At 66.2% G+C, this 24,689-nt stretch carries 14 protein-coding genes and 1 pseudogene; 9 read left to right on the plus strand and 6 right to left on the minus strand.

What is annotated here, in order from left to right; translation table 11 throughout:
• Window positions 1-59: 59 nt before the first annotated feature.
• Both H0P51_RS19775 and H0P51_RS19780 read right to left on the minus strand, forming a co-directional pair.
• A complete protein-coding gene (locus H0P51_RS19775) occupies window positions 60-611 on the minus strand; it encodes a hypothetical protein (protein ID WP_180914587.1) in 552 nt (183 codons plus the stop codon).
• A gap of 8 nt (window positions 612-619) precedes the next feature.
• A complete protein-coding gene (locus tag H0P51_RS19780; RefSeq protein WP_180914588.1) occupies window positions 620-1,396 on the minus strand; it encodes a hypothetical protein in 777 nt (258 codons plus the stop codon).
• A gap of 184 nt (window positions 1,397-1,580) precedes the next feature.
• Here H0P51_RS19780 and H0P51_RS19785 point away from each other — a divergent pair, with 184 nt between their 5' ends.
• The 9 genes from H0P51_RS19785 (at window position 1,581) to H0P51_RS19825 (ending at window position 14,826) form a co-directional block, all read left to right on the plus strand.
• Window positions 1,581-2,156 (plus strand): YbaB/EbfC family nucleoid-associated protein, encoded by a 576-nt coding sequence (locus H0P51_RS19785; protein ID WP_180914589.1) that lies wholly within the window; start codon window positions 1,581-1,583, stop codon window positions 2,154-2,156.
• Between the two features lie 71 nt (window positions 2,157-2,227).
• Window positions 2,228-3,745 (plus strand): hypothetical protein, encoded by a 1,518-nt coding sequence (locus H0P51_RS19790; protein WP_180914590.1) that lies wholly within the window; start codon window positions 2,228-2,230, stop codon window positions 3,743-3,745.
• Between the two features lie 36 nt (window positions 3,746-3,781).
• On the plus strand, window positions 3,782-4,831 hold the full coding sequence (locus tag H0P51_RS19795) for a hypothetical protein (protein ID WP_180914591.1): 1,050 nt from the start codon (window positions 3,782-3,784) through the stop codon (window positions 4,829-4,831).
• 93 nt (window positions 4,832-4,924) lie between these two features.
• On the plus strand, window positions 4,925-5,206 hold the full coding sequence (locus H0P51_RS19800; RefSeq protein WP_180914592.1) for a hypothetical protein: 282 nt from the start codon (window positions 4,925-4,927) through the stop codon (window positions 5,204-5,206).
• A gap of 74 nt (window positions 5,207-5,280) precedes the next feature.
• On the plus strand, window positions 5,281-11,574 hold the full coding sequence (locus tag H0P51_RS19805) for an alpha/beta hydrolase (protein WP_180914593.1): 6,294 nt from the start codon (window positions 5,281-5,283) through the stop codon (window positions 11,572-11,574).
• Window positions 11,571-12,362: a hypothetical protein gene (locus H0P51_RS28650; RefSeq protein WP_246398099.1), complete on the plus strand. Its 792-nt coding sequence runs from the start codon at window positions 11,571-11,573 to the stop codon at window positions 12,360-12,362. Before H0P51_RS19805 ends, H0P51_RS28650 begins: the two co-directional genes overlap by 4 nt.
• Before the next feature lie 10 nt (window positions 12,363-12,372).
• A complete protein-coding gene (locus tag H0P51_RS19815; protein ID WP_246398100.1) occupies window positions 12,373-13,635 on the plus strand; it encodes a hypothetical protein in 1,263 nt (420 codons plus the stop codon).
• A gap of 444 nt (window positions 13,636-14,079) precedes the next feature.
• A complete protein-coding gene (locus H0P51_RS19820) occupies window positions 14,080-14,487 on the plus strand; it encodes a YidH family protein (RefSeq protein ID WP_180914595.1) in 408 nt (135 codons plus the stop codon).
• Window positions 14,488-14,493: 6 nt separating this feature from the next.
• Complete coding sequence (locus tag H0P51_RS19825) at window positions 14,494-14,826, plus strand: hypothetical protein (protein WP_180914596.1); 333 nt, start codon at window positions 14,494-14,496, stop codon at window positions 14,824-14,826.
• A gap of 318 nt (window positions 14,827-15,144) precedes the next feature.
• Here the strand turns inward: H0P51_RS19825 and H0P51_RS19830 are convergent.
• The 4 genes and pseudogenes from H0P51_RS19830 to eccCa all read right to left on the minus strand — a co-directional run.
• Window positions 15,145-16,557: pseudogene (locus tag H0P51_RS19830) on the minus strand (MinD/ParA family ATP-binding protein); the annotation flags it as partial.
• Window positions 16,558-17,753: 1,196 nt separating this feature from the next.
• Window positions 17,754-19,160: a type VII secretion-associated serine protease mycosin gene (gene mycP / locus H0P51_RS19835; RefSeq protein WP_180914598.1), complete on the minus strand. Its 1,407-nt coding sequence runs from the start codon at window positions 19,158-19,160 to the stop codon at window positions 17,754-17,756.
• Window positions 19,157-20,632, minus strand: a complete 1,476-nt coding sequence (eccD, locus tag H0P51_RS19840) for a type VII secretion integral membrane protein EccD (RefSeq protein ID WP_246398102.1) — start codon at window positions 20,630-20,632, stop codon at window positions 19,157-19,159. Before eccD ends, mycP begins: the two co-directional genes overlap by 4 nt.
• Window positions 20,629-24,684 carry a type VII secretion protein EccCa gene (gene eccCa / locus H0P51_RS19845; protein ID WP_180914599.1) on the minus strand — a complete coding sequence of 1,352 codons (4,056 nt, stop codon included), beginning with the start codon at window positions 24,682-24,684 and terminating at the stop codon, window positions 20,629-20,631. Before eccCa ends, eccD begins: the two co-directional genes overlap by 4 nt.
• Window positions 24,685-24,689: the final 5 nt, after the last annotated feature.

Consider the following 24,689-nt stretch of genomic DNA (forward strand, 5'->3'; position numbering starts at 1 on the left):
CAGGCTCCACCCACCGAAACCCCCCCGACGGCACACCAGAACCCATCAACGACACCCCCTCACGGCACCGGCGCCGAGCCGATCGCACATACTCGCAACTCACCGTCGTCCACCCGCAGCACAAAGACCATGCTCTGATTCTCCAGGTGGGTGTTGAGCCCCCAAACCGCACCGCGCCGGTTCAGCGCGCCGGTGGCGATCACTCGCATTTCCCGTTCACTGGGACGGCCTGCTTTGATCGCCTCGATCTCGCGACCGACCATGCCGGGCGGGTCCGGGCAGGACAGCACCTTCAGATTGGCCAGACGCCGCTCATTGCGTTCCCGTATCCAGGTCCGCACCGTGCTGTCAGCAACGACACGCGCCTGCTCGTCCGACATCGACTCGCTGGCTCCCATCGGCCGTAACGTTGGGCCGCCCTTGGGTTCTCGGCCGCCGATCGCGACAACCAACACCGCCGCCGAGACCAGTACCGCGAGGACCGATAGCCACAGCGCGAGCCGCCCCCGACGCCCCGCGGACGACCTTAATGGCGGGTTTGCGGCGGCACAGATAGATGGTGCGTCCTGGATCGACGAGCGGTCGTCGTTGGCGTCTTCGTGAGCTATCACGTCAGTTCTCAGCCATGCGCCATCGACACGTCACACACTTTCAGCACGCCGCCCTCGTCGCCGAGCGTGTATTCATCATCGAAGAACCCGCCCTCTTCTTGGGCAGCCTGCACTTCCTGTTCCTGGGCCTGATTCAACGGGCGAATCCGGACGGCAACCCTCACCCGAACGCGTGAGCCTTCGTCGTGGAATTCAGTGACTGCGTCGGGGAAAACCAGCGCCTGCTGCTGGCCGAAATCTCCGAGAGTGGTGAGCCATTTTTGCACCGACTGTCCTGGGTTGGTGCACGCTAACGCGCGCAGCGCCGTCACGTCAGCATGATTTTCGGCATCAACCCACCGTCCAATCACCTTGGACGCTTCCCGCTGGCGCGGCGGCGGTTGCGGCACCGCGACGATGCCCGCTCGCGGCGGCGGACCCCACTGCCAACCGGTCACGAAAATCACCGTCGCCGCGCCGAGACAAGCCAGCGTGACCATCAACATCGCCAGCACCGGCCAACGCCGCGGCTTGCGTGGAATCGAAAGGGACACAGAGGGTTCCGTGCGCACCGACAGGGTCCTGTCGCTGTCGCAATCGATGATCATCCGCCGCCAGGGCGATCCCGCCGAGGCCGCCCGGCGCTGATGCTCGGCCAGCACGTCGATCGCTGTCACCGGGATGGCCACCGGGTACAGTTCACCCGCACCGCCCGTGGCGGTGGCGAGCGCGATGAGCGGCACTGCCGATGGCTCGACCTCGGCATGCACGCTCCGCCAGCCTGCAGGCAACTCCGCCAACACCAACTGAACCGCCGTTTCGACCAGCCCGCGTTGGCCCATTCCCCCCGCACCGTCAGCGTCTACGGACACCGGCCAAGCCTAATCCGGGACGGTTCCCGACCAAATCGAGCGTGATTTAGCCGTGATTTACCAATGCGCAGAGGTGCCAGAATGGTGCGAGGTTGCCGCGCGCGGCACGGTTGCCGGTATGAGATTCGTCGCCGCCGACGGAAGGCAGGAGGGAGCCGTCATGGGATTGTTCGACGGCATTTTCGACGGGGAAGCCACCGGCGATCCCGAGATCGACGAGATGTTGTCCGGTTTGCAGAAGCTGCAGTCCGCGGCGGCCGAATCGGCGCAACGGATCGCGATCGAGACCGCGGACGCGACGTCCCCAAACGGCTTGGCCCGCGTCTGGGTGAACGCGCAAGGGGTGGTGATCCAGGCCGAGTTCGACGAACGACGCTTCCCCGAGGCCACCGCGGCGGAGGTGGCCGACGCAGTGGTGCGCGCGGCCCAGGCGGCGGCGGCGAAGGTGCATGAAAAGACTGAGGCGTTGCAGGCGGGGCTGTTCCAGCAGGCCTCGGCGCTAGGAGCATTCGGGTCCTCGGATCTGCGGCCACTCGACGAACTACAGCAGTACAAGCAGCTTCATCCGACGGTGTCGCTTTCGGCACCCGACTCGCGGGAGCGTCGTGCCGCACGCGCGGAGTTGGACGCGGAGCCGGACGCAGCCGGCCGCGACGACGGCGAATGGCACTTCACGATTGCAGACCGGGGCTGACTGGCTTGGCTGCCTATGATCGAATCCGTGGCAGCGCGTCGCATAGGGCGCCGATGGGCGGGGATTGGTAGATGACGAATCCGGGGGATTCCGACCCGTTACGGTACGCCGCGGACGCCCTAGCCGAATCCGGCATTCCGGTGGTCGTCGATGAGGAACCGGGCGCCGGGCAAGACCCAAAAGCGCTTGTAGACCAGTTCATCCAGACGCTGGCTTCGGGGGCGCCGGCGGGGTGGGTCAAGCTGCACGGCGCGATCAGTATGGCCGGGGGCGAAGAGATCGCGCAGGCAGTGGCGGAGAACCCGGACGGCAGCGTGCGGATCCCGGTCACGTCCAACGCGCTGGAACCAATCCGATTGCACCGCCAGATCACCGCTGGGTCCGCAGGTCCCTGGCTGCGGTTGTTGTTCGAATGCGATAACTCCGGGACGCTGCGAATCGGCTTCGATTACGGGGACAACGGCCTACCGGCCGATCAGCTGCTCTCTAGCGAGGCCTATGCGCGGGATGTCCGGCAATACCCGCGCGCCGACATGCCGCTGTGGTTGTTGGCGCATCTGGGCAACGAGGGTCAACAGATGCGCAGTGCGGCCGACGCTCACCACCGCGCGTCCGTCGGCGTCGGCGAAGTCGCGACGGCTGATGATGAGATCCCTGCACTGTCGCTGTTGTGGCCGCGGATCGCCGCCCTGGCTGCGGTGTGCCGCGGTTCGGGTGCACCGGTGGGACCACGCACCGATCCGTCCTTCCAGGCTCACGTCGGAGACTCGGGGGGGTGCATCCTGGCCCGGCTGCCCGGGGATCGGGCGGTGCTGTCCGGTGGGCGCGACGACTCTCGGCTGCTGATGGCGGCGTACCGAGGTGAAATCCCCTGGCCGGATCTCTATCGGGGCGCGCCCGTCTGGCTGCACAACCTGTATCTGGACCCGCGCGCGGCATCAGGAATGTTGTCGTTCTGCTATTGGTGGCACGCTGGGCACTGGTATCGGGCCGAATTGACCGAGGCCGCGCCGCTTCTTCAGGCTGACCCGCCCTGGGTGGCGACCGAAGAGATCGTCCGCGGGGTTCCCGGAGTGTGGTCGGTGAACAGCACCGCCAGTCTGATCACCCGGGTGTTGGGGCGCATCGGTGTGGAGTTCACCGACCACAACGCGAATAGCCCGGCGCGCCTGGTGCGCGCCGCCGAGGCCGGGATCTGCTCAGCTCATCATCTGAGCGATTTGTTCGCCAACGGGATGCCTCAGGCTTTCGACATGGCTGAGGCGCTGTCTCAGCTCGACGCCGCCGATGTGCTGCTACCGGCAATTCCAGCGCTCGATCAGGCTACCGCCACCGCGCTCGTGCATGACTACTGCCGTGACCACGGCTTCACCGCCCGCGGGTATCCGGTCGAGCAGCTGCGCGCCGCCCGTATCGACGGCGGTTGGGACTTGTATGTGCCGGTGGCGCCCGGTGAGATCCCGATCGACGCGACGGTCTTCCTGGTCGCCGACGACGGCGTTGTCGAGCCGACCACGATGCACGATCCCGAGAAAATGTTTTTCGACTTCGCATCCCGATTCGCGAACCGGATCCGCCGGCAGCGCTGACCTGCCGCGCTCCCCGCTCACCGTATGCTCGGCGGGGTGCGCAGGCCCTGGAACGACTACGGGTGTCTGGAATGGACGTGGGTTCAGCTGCGCTCGGGTTTTCGCGATGGCCTGGTAGAGCCGGTGCCGGTGCTGGATATGCCTGGTTGCGCCAACGGCACTGTGTCTCGGCAGCGCTGGTTGACCTGGCAGCAGGCCAACGCGGTCAGCGCATTCGGGGTTTTGTTCATCCGCGAGATTGTTGCCGCGTTGGCCGAAGACGGCATTTCGCCGGCCCATTCCTGGCTGGAACAGTCGTTAGGTGCGATGTCGTGGGGTGGGCGCAAGCGACTGTTCATCAGCAAGGCCGACGTGAATGGTGTGTATCTGCGCAGTGCGGTGGCCGTGCCGCGGGACGCGGTCGATTCGTCGTTGCTTTCCGAGCGGATCTTGCCGAAGGTGTGCGCGCAGTATCCCGTCGCGCAATTGCCTCCGGCGTGGCGGCGGGATCATCTGCCCGGGCCGTACGGTTCACGGATCTCGCTAGAACGGCCACGGCGTAGATCGGATACCCAGGCCGACACCAGCAAGATCGTCCTCACCAGCGCCACCTATTACCTCCGCTATCTCGAAGCCAGCCACGACTGGCCGGGCACGGTAGGGTCGCGGCACTGGCCGCTGGACCCCGCCGACGAGCGCGGACCGATCGTGTACGACCAGCCGCCAGAACTACGGCCGCTACCCCGGGACACGGTTCCCGCGGCCGCGCAGCGGACGCTGGCCGAGGTCCGGGACTGGGGCGCGTTCCTCGGTTTCACGGTCGGGACGGCGACCGAGGGGCGATGGCTGCCTGGTGAAGGCCGCTCCGGCGACGCGGGCTATGAGGGTTACGAACTCACAGCACCGGTGACGTTGAATGTGAGCGAAGACCAGATCTGGGCGCGCGCCCAGCCTTACATCGGCTTTCTGACGGTGAGCCCGGCGGAGCGGCCGGGACGCGCTCTGATCGATGTCCATGTCCGGGGTGGCTTGATGGCCGCCGTCAATGGTCCCGATGGCAACGGCAACTTCGAGCTGCGCATCTCCAGCGGCTATTACCGGCGCTAGCTGGGGTTTCGCCGACCGCAATTGATGCGGATATTCGCCGTGGCGGTGCTCTACGATAACGATTCAGGTATGTGAGCTGTCGAGGGGGCTGCGATGAGCACGTTCGAATTCCACGAGCCGGCGGCGCGGGCCGCGGCCAAGCACTGGAAAGAAGCCGCCAACACACTCAATTCGGTGGCTCAAGCCGCTGCCGAGATCACTGGCCGGCCGTGGGGTGGCGGGGAGATCGGGGACGCGTTCAACGAGCAGTTCGAGCCCGACCGCCGCACAGTTCAGCAGCAGGCCACCCAACAGAAGAAAACAGTGCAGTCCGTCGAGCCGGTCCTAACGCGTGCGGCGAATGTCATCAGCGAGCAAAGCCGCAACCTGACCTGACCTGACGAAAGTCGGGGCCGAATGTCGTGACGCACATGCGAGCGTGAATGGCGCGGAGCGCCTGAATTATGGGAATGGAATGTCCTGCAGCGCTGCGGTGGCTGCTGAAGGAGGTCGTCGGCGCGGAGTGGCCCGGCGGTGACGAAGACGAATGCCGTGCGCAGGCCGATCAGTGGAAGCACCTGGCGCAAACCCTGCAGCAGCTCGGTCCGGTGGTCAACGGAGCGCGTAACAAGGCGCTCGAAGGTTTCGGTTCGGGTGAGTTTCACGAGTATTTAGCCGATCAGCTCAGTCACATTCCCGGCGGGCTGGACACGCTGATCAAGAATTTCGAGAACCTAGAAGGCCGGTTGCGACATGTCGCGGGCGAGATCGAGACGGCCAAGAGAGCCTTCATCATTGCGTTGACCGCGCTCGCCGCCTCGGTGGTCCTCTCGTTTTTCCTGGGCCCGCTCGTCGATGCGGTCGCGGTCGGGGTGGCCCGAGCCGCGATCTACCTAGCGATTAGGACCGCAGTGGGCCGAATCGTGGCGCGGGTGGCGGCCTCGGTCCTGGCGAAGCTGGCGACGAAGCCGTTGGCGGAAGCCGTCGTCCAAGCGACCGTCCGAACCACGCTGGTGGTCGGCAAGGGCGCTGCAATCGGAGCCGGGAGCATGGCCGGATTCGACGTCACCTCGCAGGGCTTGCAGATAGCGGCCGGAGACCGCAAGGGATTCGACCTCAACGAGCTGGGCCGGTCGACGCTGTCGGGGGCGATCATGGGCGGCGTCGGCGCGCCTGTGGCTGGGATAACGGCGTCAGGGCTGGGCCGGGTCGGGGCCAGGATCGGCGGTATCGCGCCCGTCGGCGCACGAATTGTCACCGCCACCCAGAAGCCCTTGGCCGGATTCTCCGCCAACTTCAGTGGCATGGCCGCCGCGCAATATGTCCAAGAGGGAAAAGTCGATCTCTCACATGTCGCGCAGACCAGCCTTGCCTTCAGCGCCTTCGACCCGGTCATGCATCCGGCCTCGGAAAAGATCAACAGCGTCGTCGGCGATCGGCTCGGCGTGGCGCCGATGCACGACGTCGTCGCCCAGGCCCTCGACCGCCACGGCCTCGACACGCTCCCTTGGCGCGACTCCCCCTCGACACCCGGCCAAACCTCGCCGCATCCAGACGCGGTAGCCGACCGCGGTGTCGACACCGGTGTTCACACCAATCTCGACGGCGGGCCGACGCGATCAGACCCCGTCAGCCACCCGCCGGCAGCCGCTGATCCCAATGTGGGCGCGGCGGCGTCGCATCCGCACGGCGGGACCGAGTCGGCCGGGATACGGTCACCGGCGCCGGAGGCGCGGGCGGCGGAGCCTGCCACACCCGGACCCCGGCCCGAGACGGCAACGCCACGCGGTGCCAGCTTGTCTTCGGGCACTACCTCGCTGGGAGCCTCGGCGAGCGGGCACAACGGTGTGCCCGTGGCCCAGATCGCCGACGCCCGGGCCGCGGCGCCCATCGCCGACTCCGGAGTCGCCCGCGCATCGACGCCGACCGCAGACCCCGGCGTGACCCGCGGCACCGGGGACTCGCTGCGCTCGGCCAGCTCCGAGGTGGCAAGCCCGGCCGACACGCGCGCGGCCCAGCAGGCGCCAGGTGATGGCATCGGCAGCGATCGACCCGGCGCCCGACTGACCGGTGATAGTCGCATCGGCGAACAGATGGACCAACCCCGGCCGGGGCACAGTGGGCCGGACAAACCCGTCGGGCCCGAGCCCGGCACCGGTCGTGGACCCGAACCACCGGTCCCCCAAGGGGTTTCGGCGTGGCAGCCGTCGCACCCCGAGGACGTCGTGCGCGCTGTCGACCACGTCAAGGGTGACGTCGGCGATGCGCTGGCCGCCCCGGACAAGAACAGCAAAGCTTGGACGCAGGCTGTTCACGAGCAGAACAGTCAACGGTTGCAACGGTGGAATGACCTCGACCCGGCGATGCGTGACGCCATCGTCACGCACGAGACGCGGCCGGGCCACTACAGCGAACTGGGCGACCTCAAGGGGGGTCTGCCGCCGGACGTTCAGGCGAGGTTCGTGGAGCACAACCTGCAGGAACGCTTCGCTCAGCAGCATCCGGAGTGCAACCCTGCGGTGATTCGTGACTGGGCCGAGAAAATGGACGCGCATCTGCGTGATCCCGAAAACCACCCGCGGCCCAGATTGCAGGACTTCGAGAATCTGCCGGATACCAGTCGCCACACATTGCCTGGCGAGATTATGCGATCGATCCGGCTGGACTCCGAGACGCGCGCGGTGGACCGGATCTGGCACGAGCGGTACGACCCGGATCCCGGTGCCGGGCCTCGGCACCTGCTGCGGTTCAATCCCCGCGAGTTCGGCGGCGACGGCGAAATCATCATGGGCATCGGCGACCTGCACGCTCCCAAAGAGATCGCGGTCTACACCCCGGGTATTCGCAGCACCGCCATGTCCTTCGACGGCATCGTGGCGGATGCCGAGAACCTGCACATCCGGGCCAGCGAGCTCAAGCCGGACATGCCGCGGCTGACGGTGGCCTACCTGGGTTACGACGCCCCCTCCGGAATACGCATCCTCGGGCAGACCGTCACCCCGGCATTCGCTGAAGCCGGTGGACACCGGCTAGCTCACGATGTCGCGGCGTTGCACGCCTCATTCGCCGGCAATCCCACCGTCCACCTCATCGGGCACTCCTACGGCTCGACAACGACAGCCTTCGCCGGCGCAGGCGGACGGCTCGGCGATTACGTCCACTCGGTGACCCTGGCCGGGTCCCCGGGCGCCGGGCCGCTGGCCCACGCTCGCGATTTCGACGTCGGTGATCGGGTCTATGTCGCGTCGTCGAGCAAGGACATCGTCACCAAGTTCGGCAGCTCACCGCAGCGCGGCTATCCGCTTTACGGCAGGATCGGGGACCTGCCGATCCGCGGAGATCTGTTGCACAAGTTCGGCCGGGTTCCAGTTGTCGGCCCGGTGTTCGACGGGGCCGGGCGGGTGCTGGATCGGTTCGGGCACTATCTGAACAGTTTCGCCAACCCTGGGCCAGGAAAGATCCTGGGCCACTTCGGGTTAGGCATCGATCCAGCGGACCCACACTGGGGCGGAGTGCGGGTACGGGCGGAATACCTTGCCCCCGAGCTGCCGGGCCTTATCAGCTCGCACACCAACATGTTCGCCTCGGAGGTCATCGGACCCGACGGCAGACCCGTGTCGCTACGTGAGGATCCGCACGCCCGGGTGAGCGAGTCCCTAGGCAATCTTGGCAGCATCGTCACCGACACGGTCGACAAGCTCACCTTCGAGGCGCCTCACGACCCGCAGCACCGGTTCGCCGGTGACCCAGCGGGATCACGGCCTGCTGAACCGGCGACCGGCTACCCGGGCCCCAGCGAGTGTGTCCGCCAAGGCGCTGAATGGTTTTCCCAGCAGCATCCGGACGCCCGGATCGGGGAGATCGCCGACCACCACGGCCGGGGCGTGTCGTCGGCGGAGTTGGAAAGGGCGCTCAACAGCCCGCTTCGTGAGGCGACGACGGCCGACATCGGCCACGCGTTGCAGCAAGGTAGGTCGGTGTGGGTCGTCGAGTACTACGACCCGGCCGCCCTGCCCCCCGGCCACCCGGGCGCCCACCTCAGCATCGTCGAACCTCATGCCGGGGGCCTGCACATATTCGACAACGGCGCCGCAACGCTCGTGCCGCACCTGCCCGAGCACCCGGGCGTGGCCGGACGCAAGATCGTCACGTTCAATCCGGACGGAACCCCGACGCACCCGTTCGAGCACCCAGCGCGCCAGGGCGAACCGGGCGTTCGCGGACCCGCCGAGCCGGCCGACGCGATCGGGCGATCGGTCGATCCGCAAGGCGCACACCCGGACGGCGATGGGCGTCCGGACTGGGCAGCCCTGCCTGACGATTCGACCACTCCTAGTGATGTGGCACCCGCGAGGCCCGATCCGGTCGAGGTAGTGACGCCGGTGCTGGAGCGGTACGGGGTCAGTCTGGATGAGTTCATGGCTATGCAGGAACGCGCCGCAGTGGTGGGGCGCGACCAGCTGGTCGTCGAATTCAGCGCCGAACACCTGCAGATGATGTACGAGGCGCGGATGGCCCATCCCCATCCGGGGCCGGCGGACGTGATCCAGAAGGTGATCAGCGAACCCGCTGTCAAAACCATTCTCGACCAGGTCGCCAACCCAGGTTCGGAGTACGGCGGTGGCGGCCCATACAAGGCTGATGGTGTTGGTGGGTGTGTGTCGGTGGCCTCGGATGCTGCCGCTTTGCGCACACCGTCAGATCTGTTGCGTGGGTTACGGCTGGACTACGGGGAATGGTCGCCCTACGAGGTGTTCACCACGACCGACCACGTGTATGTCATCGAAGGGCAGGTGGCGCAGGGAAACCTGTCCGTACCGAACGGGCGAATCACCAATCACCTGGGGATCGTCGATGCCCGCACAAAGGATCTCGACGAAGGGGCACCTCCACACACCGGTACCGGCTACGCCGGCGACGGGCAGAGGTTGAACCCGGAATATCTGCTGGAGCGGGGAAGGTGGGCCTCCGGAGCGGAGCTGATCCGGATCGATCCGGACGGTTCACGCCATCCGGTCGCGCGGCTGGAGGAGATTGGTGGCGAGCCGACTTGGGTGTCGGCCAAAGAATCTGGCGACCACGTAGTCGACGGCTGGCCCCCACACCGGGGCGGCGAGTGGGTGTTCCCGGATTCGCCGCAGCACGGGACGCATCCGGACCCGCCGGACCGACCGCTACACCGCGGCGCCGAGTCGGTGGGTGACCCGCCGAGTACCAGCCCGCCGATCGAGCCGGGCAGGGACCCGGCGGTCGCGGCACGGGTGTTCGGGGGTGCGGCGTTCAACACCGAAGCGGGCGTAGCGTTCTTCGACCCGACAGATGTCACCATGCGCTCGGCCGCCGGGGATGTGCGCGCTATTGCCGGGGAATTCACCATCGATGTGCACGGGGATGCACACGCGGTGTCGGTATGGGACGTGGGCGGTGTCGAGCATCGGATGTCGCCACACGAATTCGGCGAGGTGATCCGCACAAATACCAGCTGGGACGGGCAATCCCCCATCCGATTGCTGTCGTGCGACACAGGTGCCGGCACACACCCGTTCGCCGCCGAGCTGGCCCGTGAGCTCGGTGTCCCAGTCACCGCGCCCGACCGCCCGGTCTGGACATTCCCGGACGGGCGCGAGCCGGTGGTGACGGGGTTCGAACGCGGCCGCAACGGCGAGCTGGGTCCGCGCATACCGCCTGATGGCCAGTGGAACCGCTTCACGCCCGACGGCGCGCACACCGAGACTGCGGCGCGTCCACGCAGCGTGGACTTGGCCCGGCTGCTGAGTCTGGATTGCCTCGGAACCGGCCATGGCCTCATGCTGCGCGGATCTGGCGCACATGAGGGAGGCAGCGACGTCGCTTCGCACCGCAGCACGCACGGGGCGCACCGCGACGAGGACCTCCGTCACCCGGCCGAGGATTGGCACCGGCCGGCCCAGCAATACGAGGACCCTACCGAGAGCAGAAAGCGCGCAGCGTTTGACGACGGATTTATCGACGAGACTGGTCGCGTTCCGGTCGAGGAATTCGAATCGGGCGATCGGACGCGAGGCTGGCCCCACGACGACACCGGGTACCGAATTCGGGAGGAAGATCTGGGTTTTATGGGTATCGACGAGACCCAGGTGGATTGGTGGGAACGATTCGAGGCTCCGCTGGGCATGACTCCCGAGCAGTTCAGGGAGTTCACCGCATCGCTGACGGACGCATTGACCATCGACGGCATCGATGCGGCGCATGTCGATATTCGGCTGCAGGGTTCTTCGGCGCAATTCTTCTCCGGCCCCCACAAGGACTTTCCTACCGAAGCGGAGCTGGCCGGGCAGCCCAGCGCGCTGGCGCGGCTGCAAGAATGGATGGGTGATCGGCCGCAATCCGATCGGCCATCCCGGGTCCCTTTCGACGCCAAGCATCTGCTGGGCGTGTTCGACGAAACAGGCGAACCCGAACCGCCCAGCGATTACGACGTGCAGTTCTCCTCGGATGCCATGGTCGAAAAGGCCCGCCAAGAATGGGAAACGATGGACCCCGACACGCGAAAACCACTCGTCAATCAGAAGTATGACTTCGTAGACAAGAACATGGTCAGGCAAACCTTCCCTGCGTTGTACGCCTGGAAAGACCGTTGGGAGGAACGTCTTGGCCGTGAAGTTGCGCCAGCCGTCTTCGGTTCCCTTGGTCCGCCGGACAAGTCGGCGTTTGGCAGCGGCATCTCGACCCATTTCCGCGATACGGACTGGATTATTAATCGTCTGGGAGACCGGCGCAGATGAGTGACCAATTCCGAATCTGCATGAAGGGCGATCTGGCGGAACATCTACCCGAGTTTCTCGAGCAGGTGGGGCTGCAACGGCGTGGCCGACTCGACGATGACTGGGACCAGGAGTTCGGGAGGGCTAGGCTACGCGCGCGGGAGCATGGGTTGGTGGAGCTGACGTTATGGCGTTACGAGGACGACGACTGGCTGGTGAACCTCACCTATGAGAAGGACCCGCTGCCCGCTGAACAGGCAGAGCAGTTGCGTCGCAAGGTCCTGGCTGCTGCTGCCACCGCCGGGATGACGGTGACGGCGCAGTCCAGCCTGGAGTTACCGCGGCCCCCGAAGGCGGGGATGCGCTACTTCGTGACTACCGATGAAACGACCGGCCAACCGCGGCCGCTGTTCGTGGTGCGGATCGACGACCACGACCGGCTGCAGGTTTACAGTCAGGCCGGACCAGGATGGGTCGAAGCCCCTGACCAATCGATCCGCGACGACGTCATCAGACAGCACGGCTGGGCGCGACTAGCTGAGAGCGACGTTGATGCGATGCTGGCCCATCTGCACGTCGAACCGGGTTACTGGCTGGCCGTGACCACCCACCCGGATGACCCAAAACTGTTGGTACGGAACCTCGATGGACGCACGTTGGAAACCTACGAACCATCCTCGGGGCGCTGGGAACCCAGCGGCTACGCACCCAACCCGTCATTGAACGACCCCAGCCGCTGGCAACCGATAGCACCCGACGCAGTCGCACAGATCCAACGTGAAATGGCACATGCCGAGGGACCTCAGTGAGCAGGGCCTTGTGAACACGCGAGCACTGTCGATATGGCGGCCCGAACCAGGCAGCGCATCCGGTGTTGCCCCCGACGAGTCCCTGCCGCGGCTGTCTGCCCACGACGCACAACGCGTCGCCGCCTACCTCGACGCCGGTGCGGTGGTGGCCCGCACCACCGCTCGAATGCCCGACCCGTGGTCGGGTGACAACACAGCGCGGGTGCCGTTGAGCCAACGCACCGACGGGGTATGGCGCTGGGACGACGCCATCAGCTATTACGTGCGCCACTACCACCTCAGCCCAGGACCCCAGTTCCTCGACTACCTACGCGAACGAGACTTCGCGCCGCAACCGATCACCGCCGCACAAGTCAGCGCCGTCGCCGACGAGGTATTCGGCAACCTCGCCACCCCAGCGCCACAACACCTACTGCGACTCGACGGCACACAGCTACTGCCTTGCGATACCTACTGCACGTACCAGGGGCAAGCCTTCCGCTGCGACGTCAATGCCTCGAGGGTCAAATTGATCGTCTCCCCGGGACAGGTGATCCCGGCGGGATTCCAGGCCAAGGATGCCCGGCGCTCTTTCGTGCAGTCCATCGCTTACAAAGCGGTACCGGCCTCCGAAATAGAGGCGTTCTACGAGGTGATCACCACGTGTTGGTACAAAGGTGACCCCTACTCGATCAGGCGAATCGATGGACCCTCGTTGCGGCTGAGCATCGGAGGGGGCCGCAGAGTCAAACGCACGGTGCCTGAGCCACCGTCCCCCAGCCGTGACGAATGGGGCCACTTTCCCAACGCGGAGGTCCTCGGTATCGGAGAGATCTGGGCCACCATCGACATCCTCGAAGCCGCCCGCCTCACCATGGCCATCGTCCCCTACCACCTGGTGGACGGCTATTTGAAGCCCGTGCGTGACGTCACCGGCGCCGGCTATTCGGTACCCACCGCCGACGAGATCTTCTACTTCCCCTCCCCAGCCGAGAGCCCCTACCTGCCACCGGCACAGGCGTTGGCCACCCTGCGCGACTACCTCGCCGTGCACGACCCGTCCTACCCCACCGCAGACCTACACCCCAACCGGCTACGCGACGGCTGGCAAATCACCACAACCCACCCCGTCGACACCCTCTACTACATCGCCGACGACAACCACATCCTCGCCGCGCCCACCACCACGCCCACACCGCAGGTCAGCAGCCAACTCTCCGCCCAATTCCGCCAACGCCACCCCGCTGTCGACCCACCACCAGTCCACGACACCGGCACCGACATCTTCGACTGACCAACACGTGACGGCCACACCACCACCGCACGCTGCGCAACCGTCCGAACTTCTCCGACACCGACCCGGCCAGCTCTAGACCAGCCCGTCTCGGCGCAGGACGTAGCCGATCGAAGTTGACGTCGGCACCCTCGGCCTGCGCGACGGCAAGATCGCGGAGAGTCTTTCCAAGGGTTCCCGTCCAGGGGTCAGTGAGCGCGCGGCTCGCGCATAGGCAAGGGCTCGCCCCTGCGCGCCGAGTCAGACTCGTCCGCGTGTGGAGGACGGCCCGGATGATGGTCGGTTGGCGTCCAAGTGAAACTCGCCCAACCGCTTCGCCCGGGTGAACCAGCCGAGCGTTCGACCCAGGGTTGCGGGGACGCTCGGCGTGGAACGGGCAGGTTCGTGTTCGCCTCGAGCGGTGAGGTCCGGGGAAACATCGCGGCCGGGGTCTATCGTGATTGCGTGGCCGACAACGAGGTAATGGACTTCGACGGCGACGCAGAAATCGGTTCGCGCTTCCCACGCGCGGTCTACGACGTCGGCCAGGAGCCCGACCCCCTTTACAGCCTGGCCAACGAACGTACCTACCTGTCGTGGTTGCGCTTCGCGGTGACCTTGCTCGCCGGCGCCGTCGCCATCGATCGGCTCCTCATCGAACACCCCCAGTTCGAGAGCGAGATCCTCGCCCTGGGGCTCGTGGCGATCGCCTTCGGTACCTGCGGCATCGGTGTGCGGCGCTGGTTCGTGAGCGAGCGCGCATTGCGGCAACGCCAGCCGTTGCCCGGCTTCGGCGCCCCGCTGCTCGTCATTGTGGCCATCCTCCTCGCGGGAGCCGGGGTCATCGTCCTCGTCCTCGCGCCACGGGGCTGAGCCTCAATGAAAGCCAAGTTGGCGAGACTGTGGGGGGCGCAATACCCGTTCGAGCGAAACCACCTGCAGCGCACGATGACACTGATCGGGCTGGGTGGCGTATTCGCGGTCACCATAATCCTTCTCGTCCGTGCCAACATCACCAATGTGCTTGGGACCGCGCTCATCGGCGGCGGCGTCGTGTGCGCACTCGCGGCGGTGTCTCGGTACCAATACCTCCGCGAGACCAGCCTCGGGTTCGCGATCCTTGAGACCCGGGGAGGCCTGTTCGTGCTCGGCTCGGCGCTCGGGCTCGCGGTCGTCGGCGTACTCGTTGCCCTGCTCATCTTTCTCAGGTGAGCCAACGATATGCCGCTGTACTTGAACACCCCCTAGATGTCGGCGAAGTGGCAGTTCGCAGTGTCGTGCCACTTCGGATAGTCCGCCGCGCGCTCGCCCACCCAGTGAAGGCGCGAGCATCCGCGGGGAGCGAACGTGGTAGCTTTCGGCACGTCCGGTCTGGCTCAGTTTGCCCGTGTTCGCGGCGATGAACTGGCGAATTCTCCGCCCAATTCCGCCAACGCCACCGTTTTGTCGACCCACCACCAGAGCCCACGACACCGGCACCGACATCTCCGACTAACCAACACCTGAAGGCCAAGTAGCCACCCGCAACGGCTAAACCTGTTCCCGCACGCCCCGCAACCGTCCGAAATTCTCCGACACCGACCCGGCCAGCTCCAGATAAGCCTGCCTCGTCGCAGGACGCAGCCGGTCGAAGTCGACGTCTGCGCCCTCGGCCAAGTGCGGGTCAAACGGAATCAAATGGATTGAGCGGCAGCGGGTTTGGAAATGCTCATACACCTTGTCCAGTTTGAGTGCCGCCGACCCCGGCCGGGACGCGCTCAACACCACATGCGCTTCGCGGACCAGGCCCGAATGCCCATGCTGGACAAGCCAGTCCAGCGTCGCCGACGCACTGCGCGCGGCGTCGATCGCCGGTGAACTGACCAGCACGATGCTGTGCGCAAGGTCCAAAACCGCGGACATCGCCGAATGCATGATGCCGGTGCCGCAGTCAGTCAAAATGATGTTGTAAAAGTGTCGCAGGATCTCGATGGTGCGACGGTAGTCCTCTGCACCGAAGATCTCCGACACGGCCGGATCCTGTTCACTGGCAAGAACTTCAAGTCGACTGGTGGCCATTAGCGTGTGGTTGCGCACATCGGCGTAGCGATTGATGTTCGGATCCGCCAGCAGATCACGCACAGTCGAGCGCGTCGACAGGTCACCGACTCGTTCACCGAGCGTCCCGCGGTCGGGATTGGCGTCGACGGCGATCACCCGGTCGTGCCGCACCGTCGCCAAAGCCGAACCCAATCCAAATGTGGTGGTGGTCTTACCCACTCCGCCTTTGATCGAGAGCACCGCGATGCGGAAGTCACCAACGATCGGCTGCCGGATCTCGGCCAGCAAATGCTCATGCCGACGTTCCTTGCGGGATGCCCCGGGGTTGAGGTGTCCCCCAGTCGCCTTGTGCACTGCACGACGCCAGCCCGACGGTGGAGCGAACCGATCGAGGTTGGCCACCTCGGCCTCGTCGATGGGCGGCGGCACCTGGAACGGCTGGTAGCTCGGCGGCGGTCCGACGGGAGCCGGCGGCGGACCGGGCGGCCGTCCGGAACCGGGCGGTTGACCAGCTGGCAGCCGGGTGGGAGGCTGCCGCGCCGCCGGTGGGACACCCCGACCCGGCGGTGGCCCAGGCCACCAGGGTGGAGGCGGGAACGGCCCCGGCGGCGGTGGTGGCGGGAACGGAGGTGGCGCGCCGCGCCGTGATCCGGGGCCAGGGCGAGCAGGCGGCCCGGGCGGGACTGGTGCCTGTTGCGTCGGCGCTCCGGGCGGCGGTTCGTGTGGCGCTGCCTGGGTGCGGTCGATGTCCGTTGGCGTGGCCGCGTTCGGCATCTGCCACGGTGGTACCACCGGACGACGCGTCGCGGCGGACGGGTCGTGGACGTTCGACTCCGTCTCGGTCACTGCGGTGGGCTCTGCGGGCTGATGGTCGACGACCGACTCGGAGGGCGCCTCGGCATCTCGCAGAAAATCGGTCCACCGCCATTCGGTGGCCTCTTCGCCGAGGGTGCCGGCTTCGTCGGTGCCGGCTTCTGCACCGGTCGCCGTCGGCGCGGGCGAATCTGGCACCATCGGCGGCTCTTGCACCACCGGTGGTTCGGGCAGCTGGCGCGGCTCTGGCGACTCATCCGCTTGAGTGAGCGAATCCGTTTCGGGCACAATAGATTCCGGCTGCTTGTTGTCCTGCTTGTTGTCGTCGACCGGATTGGTCGATAACCAGTCGTCGACAACGAACTCCGGGGCCGGGTCGGCTGCGGTTTCGGCCTCCGGTTGCTGCGCAGCTGCCGAGGCCTGCGCCCGTTTGGCCTCCATCTGCTCGAGGAGGGCCGCAGCCCTCAGCTCGATGTCGTCGAGTTCACCCGGCGCCGGCTCTTCATGAGCCGGCTCGTCAGGTGCCGAGGACTCCCCACTCGGGTCAGGTTCCTTCGGGAGGTCGGGTTCCCAATCGCGCTCAACCGAGACTTCGACCGCCGGCCGGGACTCCGGCTCCGACACCGCAGGCGCGCCCGATTTCTCCGGCTCGATCCAAACCGCTTGCTCCACTGGCGGATTCGTCGTAGGGGGCTCGGCGCCCGAAAGTGTCTCAGCGTCGGGTGCCCCGGATTCCAGAGAACGCCGATCCGAACCATTCGGCTGCTCTGCACGAAATGCTGCGTCGTCACCGACACGTTGAGTGCGCCGGTCAAATTCTGGAACATCGTCGTCGTGGTCGCGGCGTATCTCGACGCGCGCAGGCCGAGGCACGACTTCGTCCGAGTCGGGCACCCGCGTTGCCGGTGGTTCGCCAGACGCCCCCGGGACCGGCTCGCGGGGCGGGTCCGTGGGATTGCTCGGCGTGCGGGCCGTTGGGGACGACTCCTCTGCCTCCTCATTCGCCTGTTTACCGGCCTGTTTGTCAGCCTGTTTGCCGCGGACCAGAGGAACGCGCCGTTGCTTGGTCTCGCCGGTCAGCCAGGGCGGGTGCGCCAGCGACCCACGCTCGTCGTCGGCAGGTTTCTGCCTCGGCGTTCGGTTTGCCACTGTCGTACCCCCTTCCCATTCCGAATCGGCGACGTGCCGTGTTCAATCGTACGTAGCGCCAAACCGTTAATTCTCAGTTCGAGGCTCCCACACATTCCCGCGACGCACGAACCGCAATTTCAGCTATTCGACGCGCCCTAATTCAGCACGTCGGGCTCAGAATCCGCCGCGCGTGCTTCCCGGCGCCGCCGGGCCACCGCCAGGGCACCTGCCGCCGCCGCCAAGGCCACGGCACCCGCGGTGACCGACAGCACGATAATTTGAGCGCGCCGACTGGCCGGGTCACGGCGTGGCCGACCGGCGATAGGGGTCGCCCGTTCGGGGTTCGGCAGCTGGCTGGCCGGTGGAAGGCGATAGGTCAGTGCGGCGACCGGGTCGATTACGCCATACCCGGTGGCCTCGTTGGGCCCGGCGCCCGGAGTGTGTGCGGTCCGTTTGATCAGCTCGATTACCTGAGCGGCATTCAATTCTGGGAAGCGGGACCGGACCAGCGCCACCAATCCCGAAACGAACGGGGCGGCGAAACTGGTGCCGTTGATCGGCGCCAGCCCTTGCTGCCCCAATACGGCGTTGATTAGTCCCGGCCCGTTGGAATCCAGGGACATGATCCGTTCTCCGGGCGCTGCGACCCCCACCCACGGTCCGCGCAGGCTGAAGTCGGCCGGTTCGCCCGAGGTGGTCAACGCCCCTACCGTCAACACGTAATCGCTGAACCACGCCGGGCTGGCGATGGTCCGCACCGAATCCCAACCACTTCTCAGGGGCATGTTCGGGTCCGGCATGGCGTTCTGCGTCTTGCATAGCCCCTGATTGCTGAAGTTGCCCGCAGCAGCCACCACCACCACGTTGCGCTCGAAGGCATAGCGGACCGCGCGCCCCAGTGCGCCGTCGTCCAGGCCACCTCCGACCGGGGTGCACGCCACCTCCGATAGGTTGATCACGGTGGCGCCTAGGTTGACCGCGCGGGTGATGGCGTACGCCAGAGTCAGGGTGTTCCCGTATCCCGGCGACGTGGCATTGGGATCGCTGCTCTGCGCTGAGCCGCCCTCCTTCGGCCCGTACACCGCGCTGTTCTGCCGGATCGACAGGATGGTTGCCTCGGGCGCCACCCCGGCGAAAGAGTCGCCCGGGGCCGGCACGGCCGCGATGATTCCTGCCACCAACGTTCCGTGGGCGTCGCAATCCTGCAGACCGTCGCTGGTCGATACATAGTCGCCGCCACCCTCCAGCGCCGGCAGTCGCGGGTGCCGGTTGACCCCGGTGTCGATTACCGCAACCTTCTGCCCTGCCCCGCGCGAGAATCGCCACGCGTCGACGAAATTGAGCATCGCCTCGGCGCTGGGTTGCAGGCTGAAATCGGACTGCGGCAAGACCCCAGTGGGCACACCGCAGATCGCCTTGAGATCGGTCGTCTCGGTCGGTCCGAGCGGCCCGTCAGGCGGCGGCCCCGGTTGCACCACCGGCGGCTGGATCGCCCACGCCACGGGGGGATTCACCGTCGCAACCACCAGCAGAGTGGCCAGCGCCGCGACCAGGCGCTTCATCGCAATCCCAACCGCTGGTAGACACCCACCACCCACAACGCCAACGGGATCAAGGACGCAACGGCCAGGTACTGCAGATAAGCGAGCAGCGTCCGCGTCGCAGACGAAGACCCGTCCCCAGCGCCCGCCAACCCTGTCGATGCGGCACCGATCGCGACGCCCAGCAGCACGCCGAGCGCGACCACCGGCATCGGCTGAATCCCACCCTCGGCCGCCACGCAGGTAATCAGCAGGATCGCGACGGCCGGCACCGCCAGCGCGACGCGCTCGACCCAGGTGCGAAAGTCCCTGGCGTGCAGACCCAGCACCACCGCACCGGCCAACACGAAGGCGATCACCGGCCAGTCCACTGCCGCAGTGCGCAGCAGCAACGTCAGGTACACCGTCGCAGCGCCGGCCAATCCGGCCAGCAGCGCCGCGCGCGTGATGGCTGCCGACTTCGCCTTGGTCCACACTTGTTCGGCGGTCGGCATCGTCGCGCCCGAATCGCGGCTCATGGCCGGTGCCGACGGCTCGAACGGATTCTCGAAATCCCAGTCCTCGCGGTTAGTTTCGAGCGCGACGCTCGGTGTCGGGAATCTGTCCAGCCGCGCCGTCAGCCGCCGGACCGTCAGACAAGCCAGCACCACCGTCACCGCTGCCGCCACGAACAGGATTTCGGCGCGCACCTGCAGACCCCGGACCGCCAAGGCGACACCGACCAGCCCGAACAGCAACGCACTCGCCAAATACGCCCAGTGGCCGGTCCCGATAAACCGGTCGTAGACGACGCACAGCACCACCACCGCCCCGCAGGCGCCGGCCAACCCGTACTGGCCGAACCTCGCCAGCAGCGCGAAGGCGATGCCGGCCGTGATCGGGATGGCAGCCCACCCGAGCGCCGCGGCGACGTCATCGAGTCGGTAGGAGCGATGCGCCATCGCCGCACCACCGACCAGCGTCAGCGCCACGGCGCCGGCAACGGCGACGATCACGTAGTGGTTGGCCGCACGCGGACGTCCGACGACGCAATACGTCATGGCAAGGGCGGCGAGATGGACCCCGACGAACGCCATCCAGCGCGCCGATGCCGCGTTCCACGCGGCATAGGCGGCCTTGTTGAGCCGTCCGACCGCATCGACCACGTCGTCGTACAGAATGGGCGGCGACAATGCCCGCTCCGAAGTGAGTCGCAGCAGTTCGCCGTTCGTCACCCCCGATTCGCGCAGCGTCCGGTGTGGCTGCAACGCATCGCCGTCGAGTCGGCTGAGTACCCAGAAGGTCCGGTGTTCGTCCTTCGCCGAACCTTCACCGTCCTGCTCGATGTCCCGGGAGCTAACGAGGCGGGCCAGTTCCGGGACGAAGCCTGACACCGGGACATCCAGAGGCAGGGCGATGTCTAGCTGCGTGCGGCGCCCGAACACCGACACCCGGATGTGCTTGGGTGCGGCCGATACCACCTGGAACTGTCTGAGCTCGCTGACGCCGGTCACAGTTCAGGCATTCTCGACAGTTGGATGACGCCGCTCTTGGTTGTCCGCGAGACCAGCATTCCCCGGCCCGGCGGCATTTCGGTCGCCTTGTAGCCGAAGAGCGCACCTTCGTCCTTGGTTCCGCTCATCACCAAAGCGTTGCAGGACAGGTCCTTCAACCGTCCGATGAACTGGTCCATCATGGCGCGTCCAGCGCCCCCGATGCGGCGCGCGACGACAACTCGCAGGCCGATGTCACGCGCTTGCGGCAGGAATTCGACCAGCGGGCTCAGCGGGCTACTCATCGAGCCGGTAGCCACGAGGTCGTAGTCGTCGATCATCACGAAGATGTCCGGACCCGACCACCATGATCGCTCTTTGAGCTGCTGTTGGGTGATATCGGCGGGCGGCAGCCGATCTCGCAATGTGCTGGCCAGCGCGGTCAGCAGCTCGGTACAGGACTGTGCCGCTGTGGCGTATCCACCCAGGTATTCGTTGTCGACGACGCCAAGCATCGAGCGGCGGTAGTCGACCAGGACGATCTTGCATTGCTCGGCCGTGGCGTTCTCCATCAGCCCGGTGGCGATGTTGCGCAGCAGACCGGTCTTGCCGCATTCGGCCTCGCCGAAGGTCACCAGGTGTGGCTGGGCGTCGAAATCCAGTACCACGGGCCGCAATTCGGATTCGTTTATGCCAACGGCCACGCGCGCGGGACCCAACATCCGGGCAGCGCGGGCCGCCCGGATCACCGCGTCGCGGTCCACGTTGTGCGGCAGCATGCGCACCCGTGGCGCTTGCCGGTTACCGTAATGCGCGCGCATCGCACTGACCGCGCCCGAAACACCGTCGGGTAGATCCTCGACCCCCGAGCTGGAGTCCAGCCGCGGCAGCGCAATCAGGATATGCAGCCGTTCATGACTGATACCACGACCGGGCCGGCCCACGGGGATCAACTCGTTGAACTTGCGTCCAACGTCGCTATCGAGGGAATCACCCAATTTCAATTCGATGCGGGTGCCGAGCATGTCCTTGACCGCGGCGCGCATCTCCATCCAGCGAGTCGCTGAGATAACCAGATGCACACCATACGAAAGACCCTGCACTGCAAGTGAATTCAAGGTGGGTTCAAGCATTTCGAAGTCACTGCGAATCGAGGCCCAGCCGTCGATAACCAGGAAGAGGTCACCGAACTTGTCCTGACTCAACGGATCCTGAGCGGCAACCTCGGGCGGCAGCGTTGCCAGATGCGCCTTGCGTGCCCGGAAGTCACGCATCGACTCGATGCCCAGGTCACGGAATCGGACTTCGCGTGCCCGCAGCACCCCGGCCACCTCGGCCACGGTACGTCGGATGCCGTCGGCGTCCATCCGGCCCGCCACCCCGCCTACGTGCGGCAGATTGACCAGGCTGGTCAAAGTGCCGCCACCGAAGTCCAGACAGAAAAACTGCACTTGCTCGGGGGTGTGGGTGGCGGCCGCCGACATGATCAGTGTGCGCAGCGCCGTCGATTTGCCCGACTGCGGGCCGCCGACCACCGCCACGTTGCCCTGCGCTCCGGACAAGTCGACCATCAGCACATCGCGACGCTGATCGTAGGGACGGTCGACCACCCCCATCGGTAGCCACAGCCGACCGTCGAGGTTCTCCGGTGCCGCCCAATTCGTATTCGGCAGCAGCAGATTCACGGCGGGACTCTCGTCCAACGGCGGCAACCACACCTCGTGGGCCGGCCGGCCGTGTCCCCTCAGCCGCGACACCACCACATCGAGCAACGTGGTCTTAGTGGGAGGCGATGTCTGGGATGACATCACTGAGGACGATGCGCCGGACTGCACGTCCGCATCGGCAGTCGGATTGACGGCCACAGCGTCCTTCCGGACGGGCGTGGCGGTGAACAATTTCGGAGCCAACGCCCCCAGTTGGCGACTCCTGCCGCTCTGGGCGGCCCGCCGCGGGCGCACGTAATCCCCCGACACGTAGCAGGTGTTGAACCTGATGGGTTCGGAGGCATCGCATTTCAGGAAGGCCGAACCCGGAACACTGGGCAGGTGGTAGGCATCCGGGACGCCGAGCACGCTGCGCGATTCACCGGCCGAGAATGTCTTGAGACCGATCCGATAAGACAGGTGCGATTCCAACCCTCGGATCTTGCCTTCCTCCAACCGCTGCGAAGCCAGCAGCAGGTGCACGTGCAGCGACCGGCCCAACCGACCGATCATCACAAACAGTTCAGCGAAATCAGGCTTCTGCGACAGCAATTCGGAGAATTCGTCGACAATGATGAACAACGCCGGCAGCGGGTCGAGTTCCGCGCCGTTGGCGCGGGCTCGTTCGTACTCGTTGACATTCGGGAAGTTGCCGGCCGCGCGCAGCAGCTCCTGGCGGCGATTCAATTCACCGGCCAGCGCGTCGCGCATGCGGTCGACCAGAACGAGCTCGTCTTCGAGGTTGGTGATGATCGCCGCGATGTGGGGCACTCCCTCGAGTCCGAGAAACGTTGCGCCACCTTTGAAGTCGACCAGCACCATGTTCAGCACATCGGGTGAGTGCGAGGTGATCATCGACAGCACCAGCGTGCGCAGGAACTCCGACTTGCCAGAACCGGTTGCGCCGATGCATAACCCGTGCGGACCCATGCCCGACTCGGCGGACTCTTTGATGTCGAGTTCGAGTGGCTGGCCGTTGGGGGTGTAACCGATAGGCACCCGCAGCCGTTCTCGCGGGGAACGTTTCCGCCACACCTGCTCGGGCACGATCTCCGCGGCGTCGGGAATCTTGAGCAGCGCCATCAGTCCCGGGTCGGTGGCCCGCGCATCTGCCTCCAAATTGACCATATGCGCGGCGCTGGCCAAGCGGAAGCGGCCAATGCGACGTGCGGTCGCTTCAGCCTCGGCAACGGTGATCGTGTCGGGTGTGGCGAACCGCTCAACACCCACCGCGGTGCGCGCGCCGACGTGCTCGCCTTCCGCATCGGCCTCTACCACCAACGCCAGCCCACGTCGGTTAGCCGCCGCATCAGAACCGTTGAGGTCCAACAGAACAACGCTGTCCAAACCCGCGTCGGTGACCAGGCGCTCGGATCCGGTGATATAGCCGTCGTCGATGACCACCACGAGCTGTTTGAGACCCTTTGTCGGCTCGGCGTTGCGGGTGAACCGGCCCCGCTCCCCCAGATCAGTGGCCAAAGACCGCTCCAGCAGCTCCAGGCTGGGAAACAGCATGCGCAGCGTGCCCATGCCGTCGCGGGCGGTCGCGTGCTGTGCGTGCGGCAACCACTTGACCCAGCTCCAGTTTTCCCCGTCGGGGTTGGCGGTGACCACCGCGACCTGGACCTGGTCGGGTCCATGGAACGCGCACAGCTCCAACACCATCGAACGCACCAGCTGCCGGGCCAACTTGCGGTCACCCTCGAAGGTGATAGCGGGGAATGCCCGCAGCGACACTGCGGTAGGCAGTGCGTGCACCACCGAGTGGGTCTTGACGAACCGCCGCAGCGCCACCGTCGATACCGGCTCCAGATCCTCAGGCGGGCCGGTCTCGGGTGCCAGCAGCCGGGTCGCCAACCGGTGGGTGCCGACGCCGACCCGGACATGGCACCAGTCACCGTCGGTGGTGCGGCGCTCCCACATCCGGCGGCTGTCGACGACATCAGCCAGTGCCCGCGGGTCCGGATGGCTCCACTCCAGCGCGGTGCGTTGTCCCTCGCCGGTCAGGTCGGCGTCGTCACGCAAGTTCGCCAAGTAGCTGAAGTAGTCCTTGCGCTCCTCGTTGAGTTCGGCGGCTGCCTTGCCGGTCCGCCCGCCGCCGCCCATGAACATGCCGGCCATCGACATGATCATCATCATCGGGAAGATCAGGAACATCGGATTCTTCGTCAGGTCTCGGCCCCCGACCGTCACCATCAGCGCAATCATCCCGACGACTGCGACGATCATGACGAACGGCAGCAACTTCGTCAGGAGGTTGCCGGGGATCACCCGCGGTACCTCTGGTGGCGCCTGTAGGTTCACTTCGCCACCCGGCATGCGTGGCGGCGACACCCGCGTGCGGCGCACAAAGCCCTGCGTACTCAAAAAGT

The sequence above is a fragment of the Mycobacterium vicinigordonae genome, from assembly GCF_013466425.1.
GTDB classification, from domain to species: domain Bacteria; phylum Actinomycetota; class Actinomycetes; order Mycobacteriales; family Mycobacteriaceae; genus Mycobacterium; species Mycobacterium vicinigordonae.